This window comes from Streptomyces sp. URMC 129 (assembly GCF_051386415.1).
Taxonomy (GTDB): Bacteria; Actinomycetota; Actinomycetes; order Streptomycetales; family Streptomycetaceae; genus Streptomyces.
Genome location: NZ_JBPQTQ010000053.1, coordinates 18,264 through 35,484 on the forward strand (window position 1 = coordinate 18,264; position 17,221 = coordinate 35,484).

16 protein-coding genes are annotated in these 17,221 nt (G+C 75.9%); 2 read left to right on the forward strand and 14 right to left on the reverse strand.

Annotated features, from left to right (window positions below):
• Positions 1-9 precede the first annotated feature (9 nt).
• The 7 genes from ACSNOC_RS13430 to ACSNOC_RS13460 form a co-directional block, all read right to left on the reverse strand.
• Positions 10-210 (reverse strand): DUF397 domain-containing protein, encoded by a 201-nt coding sequence (locus tag ACSNOC_RS13430; protein ID WP_436747618.1) that lies wholly within the window; start codon positions 208-210, stop codon positions 10-12.
• Complete coding sequence (locus ACSNOC_RS13435; protein ID WP_436747619.1) at positions 207-395, reverse strand: DUF397 domain-containing protein; 189 nt, start codon at positions 393-395, stop codon at positions 207-209. The genes ACSNOC_RS13430 and ACSNOC_RS13435 overlap by 4 nt, the downstream gene beginning before the upstream one ends.
• A complete protein-coding gene (locus ACSNOC_RS13440) occupies positions 392-1,231 on the reverse strand; it encodes a helix-turn-helix domain-containing protein (RefSeq protein ID WP_436747620.1) in 840 nt (279 codons plus the stop codon). The genes ACSNOC_RS13435 and ACSNOC_RS13440 overlap by 4 nt, the downstream gene beginning before the upstream one ends.
• 148 nt (positions 1,232-1,379) lie before the next feature.
• Positions 1,380-1,547, reverse strand: a complete 168-nt coding sequence (locus ACSNOC_RS13445) for a hypothetical protein (protein WP_436747621.1) — start codon at positions 1,545-1,547, stop codon at positions 1,380-1,382.
• A complete protein-coding gene (locus ACSNOC_RS13450; protein WP_436747622.1) occupies positions 1,544-2,851 on the reverse strand; it encodes a hypothetical protein in 1,308 nt (435 codons plus the stop codon). Before ACSNOC_RS13450 ends, ACSNOC_RS13445 begins: the two co-directional genes overlap by 4 nt.
• Complete coding sequence (locus ACSNOC_RS13455) at positions 2,851-3,243, reverse strand: hypothetical protein (RefSeq protein ID WP_436747623.1); 393 nt, start codon at positions 3,241-3,243, stop codon at positions 2,851-2,853. Before ACSNOC_RS13455 ends, ACSNOC_RS13450 begins: the two co-directional genes overlap by 1 nt.
• Positions 3,244-3,270: 27 nt before the next feature.
• Positions 3,271-5,112 carry a hypothetical protein gene (locus ACSNOC_RS13460; protein WP_436747624.1) on the reverse strand — a complete coding sequence of 614 codons (1,842 nt, stop codon included), beginning with the start codon at positions 5,110-5,112 and terminating at the stop codon, positions 3,271-3,273.
• 251 nt (positions 5,113-5,363) lie between these two features.
• Here ACSNOC_RS13460 and ACSNOC_RS13465 point away from each other — a divergent pair, with 251 nt between their 5' ends.
• Positions 5,364-7,208, forward strand: coding sequence for a phosphatase PAP2 family protein (locus tag ACSNOC_RS13465; RefSeq protein ID WP_436747625.1), 1,845 nt, complete (start codon positions 5,364-5,366; stop codon positions 7,206-7,208).
• A gap of 163 nt (positions 7,209-7,371) precedes the next feature.
• Entirely contained in the window at positions 7,372-9,357 is a 1,986-nt protein-coding gene (locus ACSNOC_RS13470) for a glycoside hydrolase family 3 protein (RefSeq protein ID WP_436747626.1), read from the forward strand.
• Here ACSNOC_RS13470 and ACSNOC_RS13475 read toward each other — a convergent pair.
• Genes ACSNOC_RS13475 through ACSNOC_RS13505 form a run of 7 tightly spaced genes read right to left on the reverse strand, consistent with a single transcriptional unit; the run spans position 9,345 to position 17,141 of the window.
• Positions 9,345-10,223 (reverse strand): HpcH/HpaI aldolase/citrate lyase family protein, encoded by an 879-nt coding sequence (locus ACSNOC_RS13475; protein WP_436747627.1) that lies wholly within the window; start codon positions 10,221-10,223, stop codon positions 9,345-9,347. The genes ACSNOC_RS13470 and ACSNOC_RS13475 overlap by 13 nt on opposite strands.
• A complete protein-coding gene (locus ACSNOC_RS13480) occupies positions 10,220-11,431 on the reverse strand; it encodes a CaiB/BaiF CoA transferase family protein (protein ID WP_436747628.1) in 1,212 nt (403 codons plus the stop codon). Before ACSNOC_RS13480 ends, ACSNOC_RS13475 begins: the two co-directional genes overlap by 4 nt.
• Entirely contained in the window at positions 11,428-12,357 is a 930-nt protein-coding gene (rbsK, locus tag ACSNOC_RS13485) for a ribokinase (protein ID WP_436747629.1), read from the reverse strand. The genes ACSNOC_RS13480 and rbsK overlap by 4 nt, the downstream gene beginning before the upstream one ends.
• Entirely contained in the window at positions 12,354-13,754 is a 1,401-nt protein-coding gene (locus tag ACSNOC_RS13490) for an ADP-ribosylglycohydrolase family protein (protein ID WP_436747630.1), read from the reverse strand. Before ACSNOC_RS13490 ends, rbsK begins: the two co-directional genes overlap by 4 nt.
• Positions 13,754-14,941: an ADP-ribosylglycohydrolase family protein gene (locus tag ACSNOC_RS13495; RefSeq protein ID WP_436747631.1), complete on the reverse strand. Its 1,188-nt coding sequence runs from the start codon at positions 14,939-14,941 to the stop codon at positions 13,754-13,756. The genes ACSNOC_RS13490 and ACSNOC_RS13495 overlap by 1 nt, the downstream gene beginning before the upstream one ends.
• Entirely contained in the window at positions 14,938-16,203 is a 1,266-nt protein-coding gene (locus ACSNOC_RS13500; RefSeq protein ID WP_436747632.1) for an ADP-ribosylglycohydrolase family protein, read from the reverse strand. Before ACSNOC_RS13500 ends, ACSNOC_RS13495 begins: the two co-directional genes overlap by 4 nt.
• On the reverse strand, positions 16,113-17,141 hold the full coding sequence (locus tag ACSNOC_RS13505; RefSeq protein WP_436747633.1) for an ADP-ribosylglycohydrolase family protein: 1,029 nt from the start codon (positions 17,139-17,141) through the stop codon (positions 16,113-16,115). Before ACSNOC_RS13505 ends, ACSNOC_RS13500 begins: the two co-directional genes overlap by 91 nt.
• Positions 17,142-17,221 lie beyond the last annotated feature (80 nt).

Here is a 17,221-nt window from a genome sequence, read left to right on the forward strand (position 1 = left end):
CCGGACCGGTTACCCCGAACGACCTGCGCGAACCTGCTCGATCGCGAGGAAGGCGGCCCAGCCGCCACGGGGGAACCGGAGCCGAGCACCTGCGGCGTCCTTGGAGTCCCGCACATGTACGGCCACGGCCCCCGCGGCCACCTCCACACAGTCGCCGCCGTTCGGTCCGCTGTAGCTGCTCGTGAACCAGACAAGCCGCTCGGCCGTCATGGCCGCCCCGCCGCCAACGCCACGAAGGCCGCCCAGCCATCCCGCCCGAACCGGAGCCGGGAGCCTGCGGCGTCCTTGGAGTCCCGCACATGTATGGTCATGGCCCCGGCGGCCACCTCCACACAGTCGCCGCCGCTCGTACCGCTGTGGCTGCTCTTGCGCCAGACAAGCTGCTCGGTGGTCATAGCTCCCCTGCAATACGCTCGATGTACTTCGCGGACTCCTCGGAGTTGAGGGCCTGCGAGCGCAGCATCCCATATCGCAGCCAGAAAGAGCTGACCTCCTCTCGGTCAGTTTGGAAGCTGACGATGTCCTGCACCTCGACGTACACGAACTGCCGCCGGTCCAGCGTCTCAAGCAGCACCATCGGCCCGTTGAGGCCACAATGCACGGCTCGGGAGGACGGCATGATCTGGACCTCGATGTTGCGGGCGCGGCAGCATTCCAGCAGTCGCTGGTACTGCCTGCGCATCACCTCCGTGCCGCCTACCATGCGGTGCAGAACGGCCTCTTCGATAACGAAGACGAACATTATGGCTGGGTCGTCGCGCCTCAGCAGGGACTGCCGCGCAAGACGACCGGCTACGCGTTCCTCGATCGTGTCTTCGTTGAACGGCGGGAAGTGAGCGGTCAGCAGCGCTCGCGCGTACTCCTCGGTCTGCAACAAGCCGGGCACCAGCAGCGGATCGTAGGAGAACCGGCTCAGTGCCTCCGCCTCCAGGAGAGCGAAGTCGAGAAAGAACCTGGGCAGTCTGGCCAGATCCACTTCCTCTTGCAACGCCAGGAGCACTCCGCCCGCGTCGAGGACGCGTTCCGCCGCCTCCGTGAACGGCGTCTTGGCGGGCCTGCGGCCCCGCTCGATGGAGGAGATCTGCTCGAACGAGTACCCGACGGCCTCTGCCAGTTGCTCCTGGGTGAGCTTGGCCCGTTCGCGCAGGAGTTTGGTCAGTTTGCCGTATCCGACCCAGATGGCCGGTCGTTCGTCGGTGGTGCTCCGTGGCTTCGGTCGGCTGTTTGCCATGCGCGTCCCATCCCGGTGTTTCGACGTACGGTATGAGCATCAACGCGCTGGGGCCACGCCCCGTGACGGTCCCTCACCCGGACAAAGAACAGCGCGTCCCCGGACCGCCCGGCTCCTGACAAGGTGCCGCGTGGGCCGGTCCCGGGCGTCAGTCGTCGAAGTCCTCGTCGTCGTAGTCCGCCTGGGTCGGTCGGCGTTTCACCGCGATCCAGCCGAGGACGCCGATCACCAGCAGCGGTCCGGCCACGGCCGCGGTGATTTCGTCCCAGCCGCCCTGGTGGGCCACGGTGATGAGCTGTTCCGTCGCGGGGTTCATACGCCGGCCAGCAGGGCGATTCCGGCGGTGGTGTAGCCGATCATCGCCGCCAGCATCGGGAACTGGCCGACTCCCGCGTGGCGGCGCGGCATCAGGCGTACCGCGCGGTCGTGGGCGGAGGCCACGCCCGCCACGTGGCCCAGGACGATGGCGGCGATCTGGACCCAGGCGATGGCGGAGGTGGAGAGCAGCAGGTGGTTCACCCGCTCGCCCTCCGTGCCGAACAGGTCCCAGCCCCGGCCGAGGGGATCGCCCGCGAGCAGGAACCCGTTCTGGCCCTGGAACAGGGCGAACGAGAAGTAGTGGGCGACGGTGTAGCCGATCGCGATGGGGATCAGGGAGTGGCCGAACTCCGCGTACGGGTGCGGCGATCGGCGCAGGTAGGGGAGGCTGACGCGGACGGCGAGGGCGTAGACCGCGCTGACGGCGGCGAGGGAGGCGAGGAGCCCGGCCGTGCCGAGCAGGAGGTAGGGGACGCGGGCGGTGCCCTGGATCAGCTCGGTCCACGCGGGGGTGCGGGTGAGGCCGTCGAAGGCGGTGGAACCGAGCAGCACCATCACCAGCGCGGTCAGCGCGGCCGAACGCGGCAGCGCCGCCAGCCCGTTGAGGGGGTTGCGCAGCACGAGGCCGCCGTCGGCGCGGCGGCCGAGGGGTGCGGCGGCGGCGATCAGCGAGGAGTAGATCTCGAACGCGTCGGCGCGTTCGAACCAGCGCGGCCCGAACGCGGCGCCCGCCGCCGTGTGGAGCAGCGCGTAGCCGGTGACGAACACGGCGACGGCGCGCGGGGACGCGGAGTGGTCGTAGACCAGCTCCAGCCACAGGAAGCCGAACAGGCCCGCCACGGCGACGGCCGGTCCCAGGTGGTCGGGGAGCGGGCGGAGCGGCCCGCCGCGCCGCAGGAGGGCGAGGATCCGGGCCAGGGTCCGCAGCGGGTTGAGCAGCCGCCAGACCGGGCCGAGCAGCAGGGAGGCGGGGACGAGGCCGACCCAGAACCACACGTAGAACCAGGTCGGCGCGGGGTTGACGTCCGCCGTGTCCGGACCGGCCCAGGCGACGGCCAGGAAGACGGCGAACAGGACGAGACCGAGCGCGCGCAGCGCCCGCCGGGTGGCGGGGGCGTCGGCCGCCCGCCGCAGGGGCGGCGGCAGCGGGCGGCCGGCCTCCGTTCCCCGCAGCCTGGGCCGTTTCCAGAAGACGGCCAGGGCCAGGAAGGAGACAAGGAGGGCGGCTACTCCGCCGCCGAGCGCCAGCCAGAGCGGGAGGGCCAGGTCGGAGCGGCCTCCCAGGCCGTGCGCGAGGATCATCACTCGACCTCGATCCGGACGACGAGGACGTGGGCGCCGTGCAGTTCGACCTCGAAGCGGCCGGGGATGGTGGCCTCGAACGTGAGGACGGATGGCTCGCCGGGCGTGACGTCGGCGTGCAGGTCGTAGCCGTGGAGGTGCATCTCGTCGGTGACGTCGGCGGTGACCTCGACGGTGACCCGCTCCCCCAGGCCGACGGAGACCACGCCGGGGCCGCCGCGGACCTCGGAGCCCTCGACCTCACGGCTGATCACCGTGCCGTCCGCCTCCGCCGCCGACTCGGCGGGCGGCGACGGGGACAGGGACGGGGACGGCGACGCGTCGTCCGCGCAGGCGGCGGCGGTCGCCAGCAGTGCGGCGGCGAGGGTGAGCGGCAGCGCGTGGCGGCGCATCGTGGGGCTCCTCGGGGTGGTGACGGGTCAGGCGGTCGCGGCGCGTCCGCCGCCGAGCGGCACCGGGCCGAGCGGGGGCCGCTTCCGCCGGGTGCGGGAGGCCCGCGCCAGCAGGCCGACGGTGACGCCGAGCATCAGCAGGAAGACAGCGGCGACGGAGAGGTAGCCGAGGGTCCACATCCAGCTCGGCACGTCACCGCGGGTCTCGCGCCGCAGCAGGTCCTGCTCGGCGACGAAGTCCACGGTGGCGCCGTCCTCCGCGATCAGCGCCGGGGCCGGGATGCCGGGGTCGGCGGGCAGGTAGACGGGGAGGGCGACGAGGTCGCGCGGCCCGGTGTGCAGGCGGACGACGGTCTTCCACCCGGTGCCGCCCGCCGGAACCGGCCCGGTGGCGCGGTACAGGCCGTCCCCGACCTCCGTCAGCTCCTCGCGGACGATGCCGCCGCCCTGCCAGGAGAAGACGGTGAACCAGGTGGCGTCGTCCGCGAGATCGGCCGGGTGGACCCGGAGGGAGAGGCCGACGACCCGGTCGTCGCCGGATCCGGACTCCTCCAGGGTGACGGTGGCGCTGCCGTGGGTGGTGTCGGTCGGCGGGATGGCCCAGCCGCAGGCGGCGAACACGGCGGCCAGCCCGAGCCCGGCGACGAGCGCGGAGGGCCCGGCGGGCGCGGCCGGGGCCGGGGCGTCTCCGGCGCGGCCGACGGCCGCGACCGCGTCCAGCCGCTCCCCCAGCCAGGCACCGGCCAGGGCCCCCGCGACGCCGACCACCGCGCACAGCGGCAGGGCGGCGGCGAGCAGGTCGGCGGGCCAGGCGATCGGCATGGCGAGGTGCGACCAGCCGAACTCCGCGAGGACGCCGAGCGTTCCGACGAGCAGGCCGCTGGTGACGGCGAACGCGGCGCGGCGCCGGGCCGGCGGGAGGGCCAGGGCGACGGCCTCGACGATCAGGACGGCGCCGAGGACGAGCGGGATGTGCGGGACGCTGCGGCCGACGGCGATGTCGAAGGCGACGACGACGAGCCGCAGTCCCATGTAGATCGCGAAGACGGCCAGCAGGGAGCCGCGTGGCAGCCGGATGCGGGCGGCGACGAGGGCGATGGCGGCGAAGGCGGTGAGCAGGACGGGGTTGGCCAGCAGCGGGAACTGCGGTCCGCCGAGGTCGAACTCCATCAGGTAGGCATGCAGGCACAGGACCACCCAGCCGACCACGGTGATCTCGAAAACCCGCGGCCAGCGGCCGTGTCCGGCGACCTGCCGGGCCTCGGCGCACAGCAGCCAGGAGCCGAGCAGCGCGAACAGCGCGCCGCCCAGCAGCAGTACATGGGTGGGTCCCCACAGCGTCACGTCCTGGCCGAACATCCGGTGCCAGACGTCGTCCATGGGGAACGCGGCGAACCCGAAGAACGCGCCGGTGAGGATGACCACCGCGCCGTAGGGAACGCGCCAGGACGGGCCGAGCCGGAACGCCCGCCGGGGCAGCGGCTTGCGGGCGAGGGCGATCGCGATGCCGCCGGTGGCGACCATGCCCAGCAGGCCGATGAACATGAGGTAGTGCGAGGGGTTGGCCAGCGGGCCCTCGTCCCGGCCCAGGTCGTAGTGGTACGGGACGTCCCAGTAGACGCCGACGCCGGCCAGGACGACCGACACCACCTGGAGGGGAACGGGGAGCGCGGCCCAGCGCGGCATGCCGGTGGCCGCCGCGAGCCGGTCGGCGGCGCGGCCCACGAACGTGCCCGGGCCGGTCGCCTCGCGCCAGATGACGAGGGCCACGGCGGCGAACATGACCATGGTCGCGACGAAGACGATGACCACTTGGGACAGGGCCGCGCCGCCGGCGGACGCGGCGAGCCCCTCCAGGGAACGAGACATGACCTTCCTCCCTCTTGGGTGGCGACGGCACCCCGGCGCCGTCGCCGCGAGGAACATAGCCGCCCCCACCCTCTTGCTGACAACAGGTCTAACAAGGAATGTGGCGCAGTTCACGCGCTTGTCGCGGCCGTCGGGAGTCTTCGTGTGCGCACCGTGTGATGACCCGGCGGGTCCCGCGAACAAGGGGCGGCGAGGGGTAGGTTCTCCGATGTCGGCGGCTGTTCATCCGGCCGACACCGGAGGGCGATCGGGTGGAGTGGACGGAACGACGCGGCGGCGGCCGGGTGAACGGGTGGGTCCGGTGGGCGGCGGGGGCGCTGTGGCTGGTGGCCGCGGCGCTCGCCGTCCGCGAGGCCGTGACGCTGCTGCGGCGCCCGGCCGGTGAGCGGCTCACCGGTCCGCACGCGTGGCTCGGCGCGGACGCCGCCACCGACGCCGCCTGGGTCACCGGCACGCTGCTGCTCGTCGCCGCGCTCGGGCTCGCCGCGGCGCGCGGCCTGCCCGCGCCCGTGGCCGCGCGGACGGCGTGGCTGGCGCCGCCGGGCGCGGTGTGCCTGCTGCTCGTCGCGCGGCCGGTGCGCGAGACGCTGGCGGAGGGGCGGCCCGGCCTGCTGCCGGTCCTGCTGGTGCTGGCCGGCTGGCTCCTGGTGTCCGGGGAACGTCGCGGGGGCGTGCTCATCGGCGTCGGGGCCGCGTTACAGCCGGTGCTGCTCCTCTTCGTGCCGCTGCTGTTCCTGACGGGCCGTCGGCGCGGGGCGGCGGGCGCGGCCGGGGCCTTCGCCGGCTGCGCGGCGGTGGCCTGGACCGCGCTGCCCGGCGCGTACCCGGCGGTCGCGGGCGCCGCGCCGGACGGGGTGGACAACCAGTCGCTGCACGGCGCCCTGCTGCGGCTGGGCCTGGCCGGGGCGGGCGAACGGGCGCTGTTCCTCGCGCTGGCCGCCGCCGTCTGCGGGCTCGCGCTGCGCCGCGCCGTCCGCTACGCGCGGGACGACCAGGCGCTGCTGGCCGCCGCCGTCACCGGCTGCGCGGCGCTGGCCGTGACGCCGGTGGCCGGGGCGCACCAGCAGGTGTGGATCCTGCTCGCCGCCGCCGGGCGGGCCGGGCGGCGCACGGCCGACCGGCCGGTGTGGCCGGTGTTCGCGGCCCTGGTGGTGGTGCTGGAGGGCACCGTGCTGGTGCCGAAGATGGAGTCGCTGGCCCCGGTCGGGGAGAACTTCCCGCTGATCGCCGCCCTGCTGGCGGCCTGCGTGGTGCGGTTCCTGCCGCGCTCGGCCGCGGTGTGGGCGCGGCCGGTGGCGGCCGGCCCGGCCGGGCGGCCCAATCTGCTGCTGGAGCTGCTGCTGATCCGCGTCGGGTACTTCGTGTACTCGTGGACGCGCGGCCGGGCGGCGGGCGACCGCGCCACGGCGGAGGCGCACGGCCATCAGGTGCTCGACCTCCAGCGGTTCCTGCGCACCGACATCGAGGACGACCTCAACCACGCGGTGGCCGGGGCGCGTTGGCTGGCCGACGCGATGGACTTCTACTACCACGCCTTCCACTTCGCGGTGCCGCTGACGATCCTCGGCTGGCTGCTGGTCCGCCACCCGGCGGCGTACCGGGAGGCGCGGCGGGCGCTGGCGTTCACCACGCTGTTCGGGCTCGTCGGCTTCTGGCTCTACCCGCTGGCGCCGCCACGCCTGATGCCCGGCCTCGGCTTCGTCGACACCGCCAACGGCCCGCAGGACTTCGACGATCCCCGGTACGGGGTGCTGACCGGGATCTCCAACCCGTACGCGGCGATGCCGTCGCTGCACGTCGGCTGGTCGCTGTGGTGCGCGCTGGTCCTGTGGCGGATGCTGCCGCCGCGCCGCCGGTGGCCCGGCGCGGTCGGCTTCGCGTATCCGCTGCTGACGACGGTGGTGGTGATGGGCACCGCCAACCACTATCTGCTGGACGCGGTCGGCGGCGTGGTCGTCGTGGCGGGCGGGTTCGCCGCCTCGCACGCGGTCGGGCGCGCGCCGGCGCTCCGGGCGGCCGTCCCGGCGCCGGCCCCGGCTCCGGGGCCGGACGAGCGGGGGCGGCGGACCGGGGAGCGGCTGCCCGAACGGGTCTGAGGCGGGCCCGGCGGCGGGTCGGAAAAGGCGTTCAGCACGGCGTTCCGCCACGGGTCGCACGCCGCGCGGGCACGGAATCCCCGCCGAAGCCGACGGCCGCCCGCCGTTTGGGGGGCCGTGCCGTGCCGAGGATCCGAGGGCGGCGACGAAGGAGGACGAGGCGATGAACGGGCGAGCGGGCGGCCACGGCCGGCGGGCCGGTGTCACGCGGCGGAAGGCGCTGCGGGCGATGGGGGTGACGGCGGGCGCCGTGGCCTCCGGCGCCCTCGGCGCCCGGGCCGCCCGGGCGGCGGGGGAACAGCCGGTGCTGGGGGCGCGGGCCGTGGACCTGATCGAGGTCGACGGGCTGTGGTTCCGGGACCTGAGCAAGGACGGCGTGCTGCACCCCTACGAGGACTGGCGGCTTCCGGCGGAGCAGCGGGCGCGGGATCTGGTCGGGCGGATGACCCTGGCCGAGAAGGCCGGGACGATGGTGCACCCGGTCGCCGCGCACGCCGGGTCCGGGTACTGCTTCGACGAGTTGCCCGCGGGCTCCGCGCCGTCGCTGCGCCCGCTGCGGCAGGACATCGCCGCGAACCACGTGACGTCGGTGCTCTCCCGCCTGACCGCCGACGCCTCCGTGCTGGTGACGGAGCACAACCGGATCCAGGAGATCGCGGAGGGCACCCGGCTCGGCATCCCGGTCAGCGTCAGCAGCGATCCGCGCAACCGGTTCTCCGCGACCGCCGGGCAGAGCGTGGGCGCGGGCTCCTTCACCCGGTGGCCGGGGAGCCTGGGGTTCGCCGCGATCGGGGACGCCGCGCTGGTGCGCGCGTTCGCGGACGCCTGCCGCCAGGAGTACCGGGCGGTGGGCCTGTCCGTCGCCCTGTCGCCGCAGGCGGACCTGGCGACGGAGCCGCGCTGGAGCCGGGTCAACGGCACGTTCGGGCAGGACGCGGCGACGGTGACCGAGCTGACGTCCGCGTACATCCGGGGCTTCCAGCACGGCGCGGGCGGCATCGGCCCGGAGAGCGTCGTCGCCGTCGTCAAGCACTTCGCGGGCCACGGCGCCCAGCTCAACGGGTACGACAGCCACTACGCGTACGGCAAGTACGCCGACTTCCCCGGCGGCCGGTTCGACGAGCACGTCGGCCCGTTCCGGCGCGCGGTGCGGGAGGGGGTCGGGTCGGTGATGCCGACGTACTCGATCCTGCGGAACGTGACGGTCGGCGGCGAGCCGCTGGAGCAGGTCGGCGCCGGGTTCAGCCGGCAGCTCCTGACCGGGCTGCTGCGGGGCGAGCTGGGCTTCGGCGGGGTGATCCTGAGCGACTGGCAGATCACCAACGAGCCCGCCACCGACGGCTCCTCGACCGGCGGCAAGCCGTGGGGCGTGGAACACCTCAGTGTGCGGGAGCGGTTCGTGAAGGCGATCGGCGCGGGCGTGGACCAGCTCGGCGGCACGTCGGAGGCCGGGCGTATCGTCGAGGCCGTCCGGGCCGGTGAGTTGGCCGAACGTCGGCTCGACGAGTCGGTGCACCGGGTGCTGACGCAGAAGTTCCGCCAGGGACTGTTCGAGAACCCGTACCGCGACGCCGAGGAGGCCGCGCGGATCGTCGGCAACGCCCGGTTCGCCGCCGCCTCCCGGCAGGCCCAGCAGCGGTCCGTGGTCCTGCTGGAGAACCGGGACGGCCTCCTGCCGCTGCGGGGCGGCGGGCGGGCGGTGTTCACCCGCGGCATCGACAACGCGGCGCTGGCGCCGTACGGGTTGACCGCCACCCGCGACCTGGGCCGCGCGGACCTGGCGATCCTCCGGGTGGGGACGCCGTCCTCCGGAGTCCACGGCACGGACCTGGACTTCAAACCCGACGACGCCGACTACCGCGCCATCGTGGAGGCTTCGGCGGCCGTCCCCACCGTCGTGGTGATCCAGCTCGACCGGCCCGCCGTCCTGACCGACGTCCGCGACAGGGCGGCGGCCCTGGTCGCCCACTTCGGCATCGGCGACGCGGCGCTCCTCGACGTCCTCACCGGCGCCGCCGCCCCCGGGGGCACGCTCCCGTTCGACCTGCCCGCCTCCATGGACGCGGTGCGTACCCAGCTCCCGGACACCGCCCACGACCTGCCGGACGCCCTGTACCCGCACGGGCACGGCCTGCGCTACCCGGCGTGACGTCCCGCCGCCGTGCGGCGGGCCAGGGACAGGGTGCGGCGGGCGACCGCGAGGACGGCCGGGTCCACGAAGCGGCCGTCGGGCAGGGCCAGGGCCCCGGCGTCGGTCGCGGCGGCCCCGACGATCTCCTCGGCCGCCTCGACCTCGGCCGCCGTCGGGCGGAACGCCCGCTCGATCACCGGCAGTTGGCGGGGGTGGATGGCCGCGCGGCCGAGGAAGCCGAGGGCGCGGCCCTCGGCGCAGGAGCGGGCCAGACCGGCCGTGTCGCGGACGTCGGGGTACACGGACTGCGCCGGCGGCGGCAGTCCGGCCGCGCGGGCCGCGACGACGGCCCGGCTGCGCGGCCAGGCCAGTCCGGCCGCGCCGGTGACGCCCAGGTCGGCCCGCAGGTCGGCCTCCCCGAGGGCGAGGCCCGCCACCGCCGGATGCGCGGTGGCGATGGCGTGGGCGTGCTCCACGCCGAGCGCGCTCTCCAGCAGCGGGTACAGCGGCGGGACCGCGGGCCCGGCCCAGGCGGCGACGCGGGTGACGGCGTCCGGCCCGCCGACCTTCGGCAGCCGCAGCCCGCCCAGGCCGGGCAGCGGCGCGAGGCGGCGCACCTCGGGCTCCGCGAGCGGCCCGTCCAGGGCGTTGACGCGGACGTGGACCGGCACCCCGAGGTCGGCGCGGGTCCGGGCCAGCAGGTCGGCGGTGGCGTCGAGCGCGTACCGCTTGCGGTCGGGGGCGACCGCGTCCTCCAGGTCGACCAGGACCACATCGGCGCCCGAGCCGAGCGCCTTGAGCACCACGTCGGGGCGGTCGCCGGGAACGTACAGCCAGGTCAGCGGCGGGCCGGGGGCGCCGGGAGCGTCCTGGGCGGCGGTCACAGCGCGCCCTCCTCCCGCAGCGCGGCGATCTCGCCGGCGGTCAGGCCGAGTCCGGCCAGCACGGCGTCGGTGTCGGCGCCGTGCGGGCGGCCGGCCCACTTGATGGCGCCGGGCGTGGCGGAGAGGCGGAAGAGGACGTTCTGCATCCGCACGGTGCCCAGTTCGTCGTCCTTCACCTCGGTGATGGAGCCGAGCGCCCGGTACTGCTCGTCCGCCATCACGTCGCGGATGTCGTAGACGGGGGCGATCGCGGCCTCGGCCCGTTCGAACGCGGCCAGCACGGTGGCGCGGTCGTGGCGCGCGATCCAGGAGCCGACGGCCTCGTCCAGCTCGTCGGCGTGCCGGGCGCGCCCGGCGCCGGAGGCGAACCAGTCCCGTTCGATCAGCTCGGCCCGGCCGACCAGCCGCATCACGCGCTCCGCGACCGACTGGGCGGAGGTGGAGACGGCGACCCAGCGGCCGTCGGCGGTGCGGTAGGTGTTGCGCGGGGCGTTGTTGGCGGAGCGGTTGCCGGTGCGGGGCTGGACGTAGCCGAGCTGGTCGTACCAGATCGGCTGCGGGCCCAGCACGGTCAGCATCGGCTCGATGATCGCCATGTCGACCACCTGGCCGCGCCCGGTGCGGTCGCGGCCGGCGAGCGCGGCCATGACGGCGTAGGCGGTGGTGAGGGCGGCGATCGAGTCGGCCAGGCCGAACGGCGGCAGGGTGGGCGGGCCGTCCGGCTCGCCGGTGATCGCGGCGAAGCCGCTCATCGCCTCGGCGAGGGTGCCGAAGCCGGGGCGGCGGGCGTAGGGCCCGAGCTGGCCGAAGCCGGTGACGCGGGCGAGGACGAGGCGGGGGTTGGCGGCGGACAGCTCGTCCCAGCCGAGCCGCCACTTCTCCAGGGTGCCGGGCCGGAAGTTCTCGATGACGACATCGGCCTCGGCGGCCATCCGCAGCAGGACGTCACGGCCGCCGGGGGTGGACAGGTCGAGGGTGACGGTCCTCTTGTTGCGGCCGAGCAGCTTCCACCACAGGCCGACGCCGTCCTTGCCGGGGCCGTGGCCCCGGGACGGGTCGGGCCGGGTGGGGTGCTCCACCTTGATGACGTCGGCGCCGAAGTCGCCGAGCAGGGTGGCGGCGAGCGGCCCGGCGAACAGCGTGGCCAGGTCGATGACGCGCAGGCCCTCCAGGGCCGCCGGGGTGTGCTCGGTGGCGGGGTCGTTCACCGTGCCTCCTTCTGGGATGCGGGGTCGGTGTGCAGGGCGTCGATCTCGTCGCGGGTCGGCATCGACGACGAGGCGCCGGGGCGGCGGACCGCGAGGGCGGCGGCGGCCGACGCCCAGGCCATCGCCTCCGGCATCGGGCGGCCCTCCCCGTGTGCCACGGCCAGGGCGCCGACGAACGTGTCCCCCGCCGCCGTGGTGTCGACCGCGCGGACCGGCACGGCGGGGACGGTGACGGGCTCGGCGCCGCGCGCGGCCCAGAGGCTGCCGGCGGCGCCGAGGGTGACGACGACCTCGGGGACCTGGTCCAGCAGGGCGCGGGCGGCGCGGCGCGGGTCGCGTTCGCCGGTGAGGGCGGCGGCCTCGTGCTCGTTGGGGACCAGCAGGTCGGTGAGGGCGAGGAGTTCGCCGGGCAGCGGCTGGGCGGGGGCGGGCGTGAGGATGGTGCGGACCCCGTGGGCGCGGGCGGCGCGGGCTCCGGCGAGGACGCCGGGCATGGGCAGTTCGAGCTGCGTCAGGAGGGTGTCGGCGGCGGCGACGCGCTTCTCGTCGCCGGGCGCGAGGCCGGTGACGGTGGCGTTGGCGCCGGGGACGACGACGATGGAGTTGCCGCCGTCGTCGTCCACGACGATGTGCGCGGTGCCGCTGGGGCCGTGGGCGGTGCGCAGGGCGGCGGTGTCGACGCCGGCGCCGGTGAGCGCCTCGCGCAGGCGGGACCCGAAGTCGTCGTCGCCGACCGCGCCGATCATGGTGACCAGGCCGCCGGCGCGGGCGGCGGCGATGGCCTGGTTGGTGCCCTTGCCGCCGGGCACGGTGCGGAACGCGCGGCCCATCACGGTCTCGCCGCGGCGGGGGGCGGTCGGCGTGTAGGCGACGAGGTCCATGTTGGTGGAGCCGAGGACCGTGATGGCCGTGGCGCGGCGGGTCATGCGGATGCCTCCAGGGTGAGTGCGGCCAGGGCGTCGAAGCCGATGCCGTCGAAGCCGGCCACGGTGGTCGACAGCCGGTTGGCCAGGGGCGCGGTCCAGCGGGCGGGCAGCGCCTGGGGGGATCCGGCGAGCAGGCCGGCCAGCGACCCGGCGGTGGCGCCGTTGGAGTCGGTGTCCCAACCGCCCGACACCGCACGGCAGATGCTGGCGGTGAAGTCGCCGTCGGCGTGGGTGAGCGCGGCGGCGAGCAGGGCCGCGTTGGGCAGGACGTGCACCCAGTGGTGGTCGCGGTAGCGGGCGTGCAGCCGGTCGGCGACGGAGTCGAAGCCGAAGGCGGTCGGCTCGGCGGCGCGGGCGGTGGCGATGCCGAAGCGGACGGCGCGGGCGAAGCGGGAGGCGGGCGGCACGACGGCGAGCCCGGCGCGCAGGCAGCCGTGCACGTCCGAACGGCCGCCCGCCGCCTCGGCGATGGCGGCGGCGGTGAACATCGCGCCGTAGACGCCGTTGGCGGTGTGGGTCAGCACGGCGTCGCGGTGCGCGTGTTCGGCCGCGGCGGCCGGGTCGCCGGGGTGGGTCCAGCCGTGGACGTCGGCGCGGATCTGGGCGCCGATCCACTCGCGGAACGGGTTGCGGTGGGTGGCGGTGGCGGGCGGTTCCAGCCCGGCCAGCAGGTTGCGGTAGGCGACGCGTTCGGCGGTGAACGTGCGGCCGGCGGGGAGTTCGTCCAGCCACAGGGCGGCGACGTCGGCGGTGGTGAACGCGTGGCCGTGGCGCCGGAGCAGGAGCAGGCCCAGCAGCGGGAAGTTGAGGTCGTCGTCCTCGGGGGCGCCGTCGATGTTCTCGGCGAGGGAGTTCCCGGCGGAGCGGCGGTTCCAGGGGTGGAGGGCGGCCAGGTCGCGGGGCAGCCCGACCGCGGTGAACCAGGTGCGCAGCGGCCAGTTGCCGGTCGCGCGGGCCAGGGCGCGGATCCCGGTCAGCGGCAGCTTCTCGACGGGCTTGCCGAGGACGCACCCGGCGGCCCGGCCCAGCCATCCGGCGTGCAGCCGGGCCAGGGACGCGGGCGTGCGGCGCGGCGCGGGCCAGTCGGGGCAGGCGGCGCGGATCGCGGCCAGGGCGGTGGGTTCCCGCTCCGCCAACGGCGAGGGGAGCGCGGCGAGTTCGTCCAGCAGCCGCCCGGCGAGGGCGCGCAGCGCGGGGTCGGCGGGGGCGGGTGAGGCGCCGGCCCGCCGGGGCGCGGGACGGCCGCCCGCCGCCAGCCAGCGCAGCGCGATCGCGTGGACGGCGCCGGGGTCGCGTCCGTCCTGCCCGGCCTGGCGCAGCTCGTGCCCGATCAGGTCCTCGGGCTGCACCCAGGTGAGCCGCAGCGCGCTGCCGTCGGCGGAGGCGGGGGCCGTCATCACATGCCCGCGATCGCGCCGAACAGCGCCTCGTGGGAGCGGCGTCGCTCGACGTCGCGGGCGAACACCTCGCGGGCGACGGCCGCCAGCGTCCGCGCCGGGGCGTGCAGGTCCAGCCTGCTGGCCCGGGCGATCTCGGTGCTCCACTCCTCGGGTACGGCGCCCTCGCCGCCGAGGGCGCCCGCCAGCGCCCCGCTCATGGTGGCGATCGAGTCGCAGTCCCGGCCGTAGTTGACGGAGCCGAGCACGGTGCGGCGGAAGTCGCCGCGGCCGACGACGAGCATGCCGAGCGCGATGGGCAGTTCCTCGATGGCGTGCAGCCGGGAGGGCCGCCGGGCGCCCAGCGACGGCCGGCGGTAGTCGGGGCCGACCGTGTCGAACGGCGCGACGGCCTCCCGCAGCGGCGTCAGGGCCTCCTCGAAGTCGTCGTAGCGGGACGCCGTTTCGCACACCGCCTCGATCGCCGCGCGGGTGCCGTCCTTGGCCAGGGCCAGGGCGTCGGAGACGACCGACTCGGGGGTGGCGTCCGGCGCGAACGCGGCGGCGACGGCGGCGGCGAAGACGCCGGCCGCCTCCCGGCCGTAACTCGACTGGTGCGCCCCGGCGATGTCCAGCGCCTCCGCGTACGCGCCCCGCGGGTTCCCGGCGTTGACCGCGCCGACCGGCGCCATGTACATCGCCGCGCCGCAGTTGACGATGTTGCCGACGCCCGCCTCGCGCGGGTCGACGTGGCCGTAGTGGATCCGGGCCACGAGCCACTTCTCGGCGAGGAAGACCCGCTGCAACAGCAGGGCCTCCGCCTCCAGTTCGGGGATCCAGCGCGGAGTGCCGATGAGGTCGGGAACCAGGTGGTCGGCCACCGCGTACGCGTCGAGGTGGTCGCGGACCTTCTCGTAGACCCGGACCAGGGCGTGCGTCATCAGGGTGTCGTCGGTGACGTGCCCGTCCCCCTTGTGGTAGGGCGCGATGGGGCGCGCGGTGCGCCAGGCGTCGCGGTGGAACGGCTCCACGATGCCCCGCACCCGCCCGCCGTGCCGCTCCGCGATGGCCGCGGGCGCCCAGCCCTCGACGGCGCCGCCGAGGGCGTCGCCGACGGCGGCCCCGACCAGGGCGCCGGTGGTGCGGTCTTCCAGGGAGGGGAACGGGGCGGTGGGTCGCGTGGTCGGCTGCGTGCTGAACGAAGTCATGCGACGGTTCCTTCCGGAGAGGTGAGGGTTTTCCGGGCGAGCCGCTCCGCGATCTCGACGAGGTCGGTGCCGGCCAGCCGGGGCAGGGCGCAGCCCGCCAGCGTCCGGCAGGCGTCGCGCCAGGTGCCGGGCAGCGCGTCGGCGCCGCCGAGCACCCCGGTCAGGGCACCGGCCAGGGCGGGCGCGGAGTCCGCGACCCGGGAGAGGCAGGCAGCGGCGGGCACCGCCTCGCTGACGGCGCCCGCGGCGGCGGTGGCGACCGCGAGCGCGACGGGAACGGTCTCGGCCGCGGCGATGCCGTAGCTGTAGACGTGGTCGACGATCTCGTGCTCCAGCACCGGGACCAGCGCGAACGCGTTGCCCGGCAGGCCGGGACGGGCGGCGACGGCCGCGCGGCCCAGCTCGACGGCGCGCAGCGCGTTGCGCCGGATCTCGGTGTGCTCCGGGAGCTGGCGCAGCGCCACGTCCACGCAGGCGTCGACGGGCGCGCCGCCCAGCGCGGCGGCGACCGCGGCGGCCATCGCCCGGGCGCCGTGCACGCCGTCGCCGTCCTGGGTGTAGCGGGCGTCGAACTCCGCGAGCCCGGCGGCCCGTTCGGGGTCGCCGGGGTGTACGACGGCGAGCACGGCCGCCCGCACGCAGGCCGCGTCGTCGAAGTAGTGCGGGTTGTCGTGGCCGGTCGCGGGGGGCCGCAGTCCGGCGGCGAGGTTGCCGAGCCCGGCCCGGACCGAGATCCGGGCGCGCAGCGGCATGGTGGCGGACTCGATCTCGGTGGCGCGGTGGGCCGCCGCCGCGATCTCGTCGGCGAGCGCGGTCCACGCCACGGCGAGCGCGGCGCGCACCGGCCCGTCGCCTTCGTCGGTCGCGGACAGCACGGACAGGGCGGTGAACGCGGCCCACTCGGCGTCGTCGGAGGGGCCCAGGCGCAGCGGCTCCGGCGGCTGGTTGAGGGCTATCGGCACGGGCAGCGTGGTGGTCGCGTTCAGTTCGGCGAACACGTCGAGTTCGCGGGTGAGCCGCCGCGTCCAGCCGGGCATGCGGGCGGCGCGGTGCCGCCCGGCGGGCCAGCCGGCGGCGTCCCCGGCGGCGATCCCGAACAGCAGTCCCTCGATCCGGCGGGGGTCGTCCCCGGCGGCCGGTCCGCCGAGGGCGGCCTCGGCCGGGCTGGCCGTCACGCGGCGGACCGTTCGCGCCCGCCGGGCGGCGGGGTGAGAAGGTCCGCGATGTCCAGGACGTGGTGCCCGGCCATCGACGGCAGGCAGCTGCCGCGCACCGGGCCGATCGCCTTGGCCCAGTCGGCGGGGATGGCGCCCTCGCCGCGCAGCGCGCCCGTCAGGGCGCCGGCCACGGCGGCGGTGGTGTCGGCGTCGCGGCCCATGTTGACGGCCAGCGCGACGGCCTCGGCGAACTCGCCCCGGGCGGCGGCGAACGCGCCGAAGGCGAGCCCGACCGCCTCGGGCGCCAGGTCCGTCCAGGGGTAACCGCCGATGACGGTCGCGGACCTGACGGCCCGTTCGATGGAGAGCTGGGTGGCGTCCGGGTCGCGCAGGGCGCGCCGGGCGGCGGCCACCGCGCGGTGCAGCGAACGCGCCGTCCAGGAGTCCTCGGGGACGACGGAGAGCGCCGCGCGCACCACCGCGTCCGGGTCGTCGCCGGTCATGGCCGCCGCGACCCCGGCGGCCACGGCCCGCCCGCCGTGGATGCCCTCCCCGTCGTGCGAGACGGTGCCGTCGATGGACACCAGCCGCGCCGCCTCGGCGGGCCGCCCGGCCGCGTAGACGCCGAACGGCGCGGCCCGCATGGCCAGTCCGTCGCTCCACGCGTGCCGGTGCTGGGCGGAGATGGGGGCGGCCAGCCCGCGGCGCAGGTTCTCCAGGGTGCCGCGCTCGCTGAACCCGGCGCCGCGGAACGGGCCTTCGTCCAGGTCCGCGATCCACTCGTGCCACGCGGACTCCACGTGGGCCACGGTGAGGGCGGAGCCGTGCGCGGCGAGCAGCAGGCCGGAGAAGATCGCGTACTCGGTGTCGTCCGTCCCGGCCGGGTCGTCCGTGACGAAGCCCTCGATGCGGCCCCAGCGTTCCCTGATCTGGGAGGGTTTGAGGTTCTCGGCGGGCGCGCCGAGGGCGTCCCCGACGGCGAGGCCCAGCATGGCGCCCCGGGCGCGGTCCCGTAACCCGGAGCGGGACGCGGTGGCGCTCATGCGGACCTCGTGCGGGTGGAGGCGCGGACGACGAGGCGGGGCGGCACGGTGGTGGTGCGGGGCGGCGGCGGGGGCGGCGG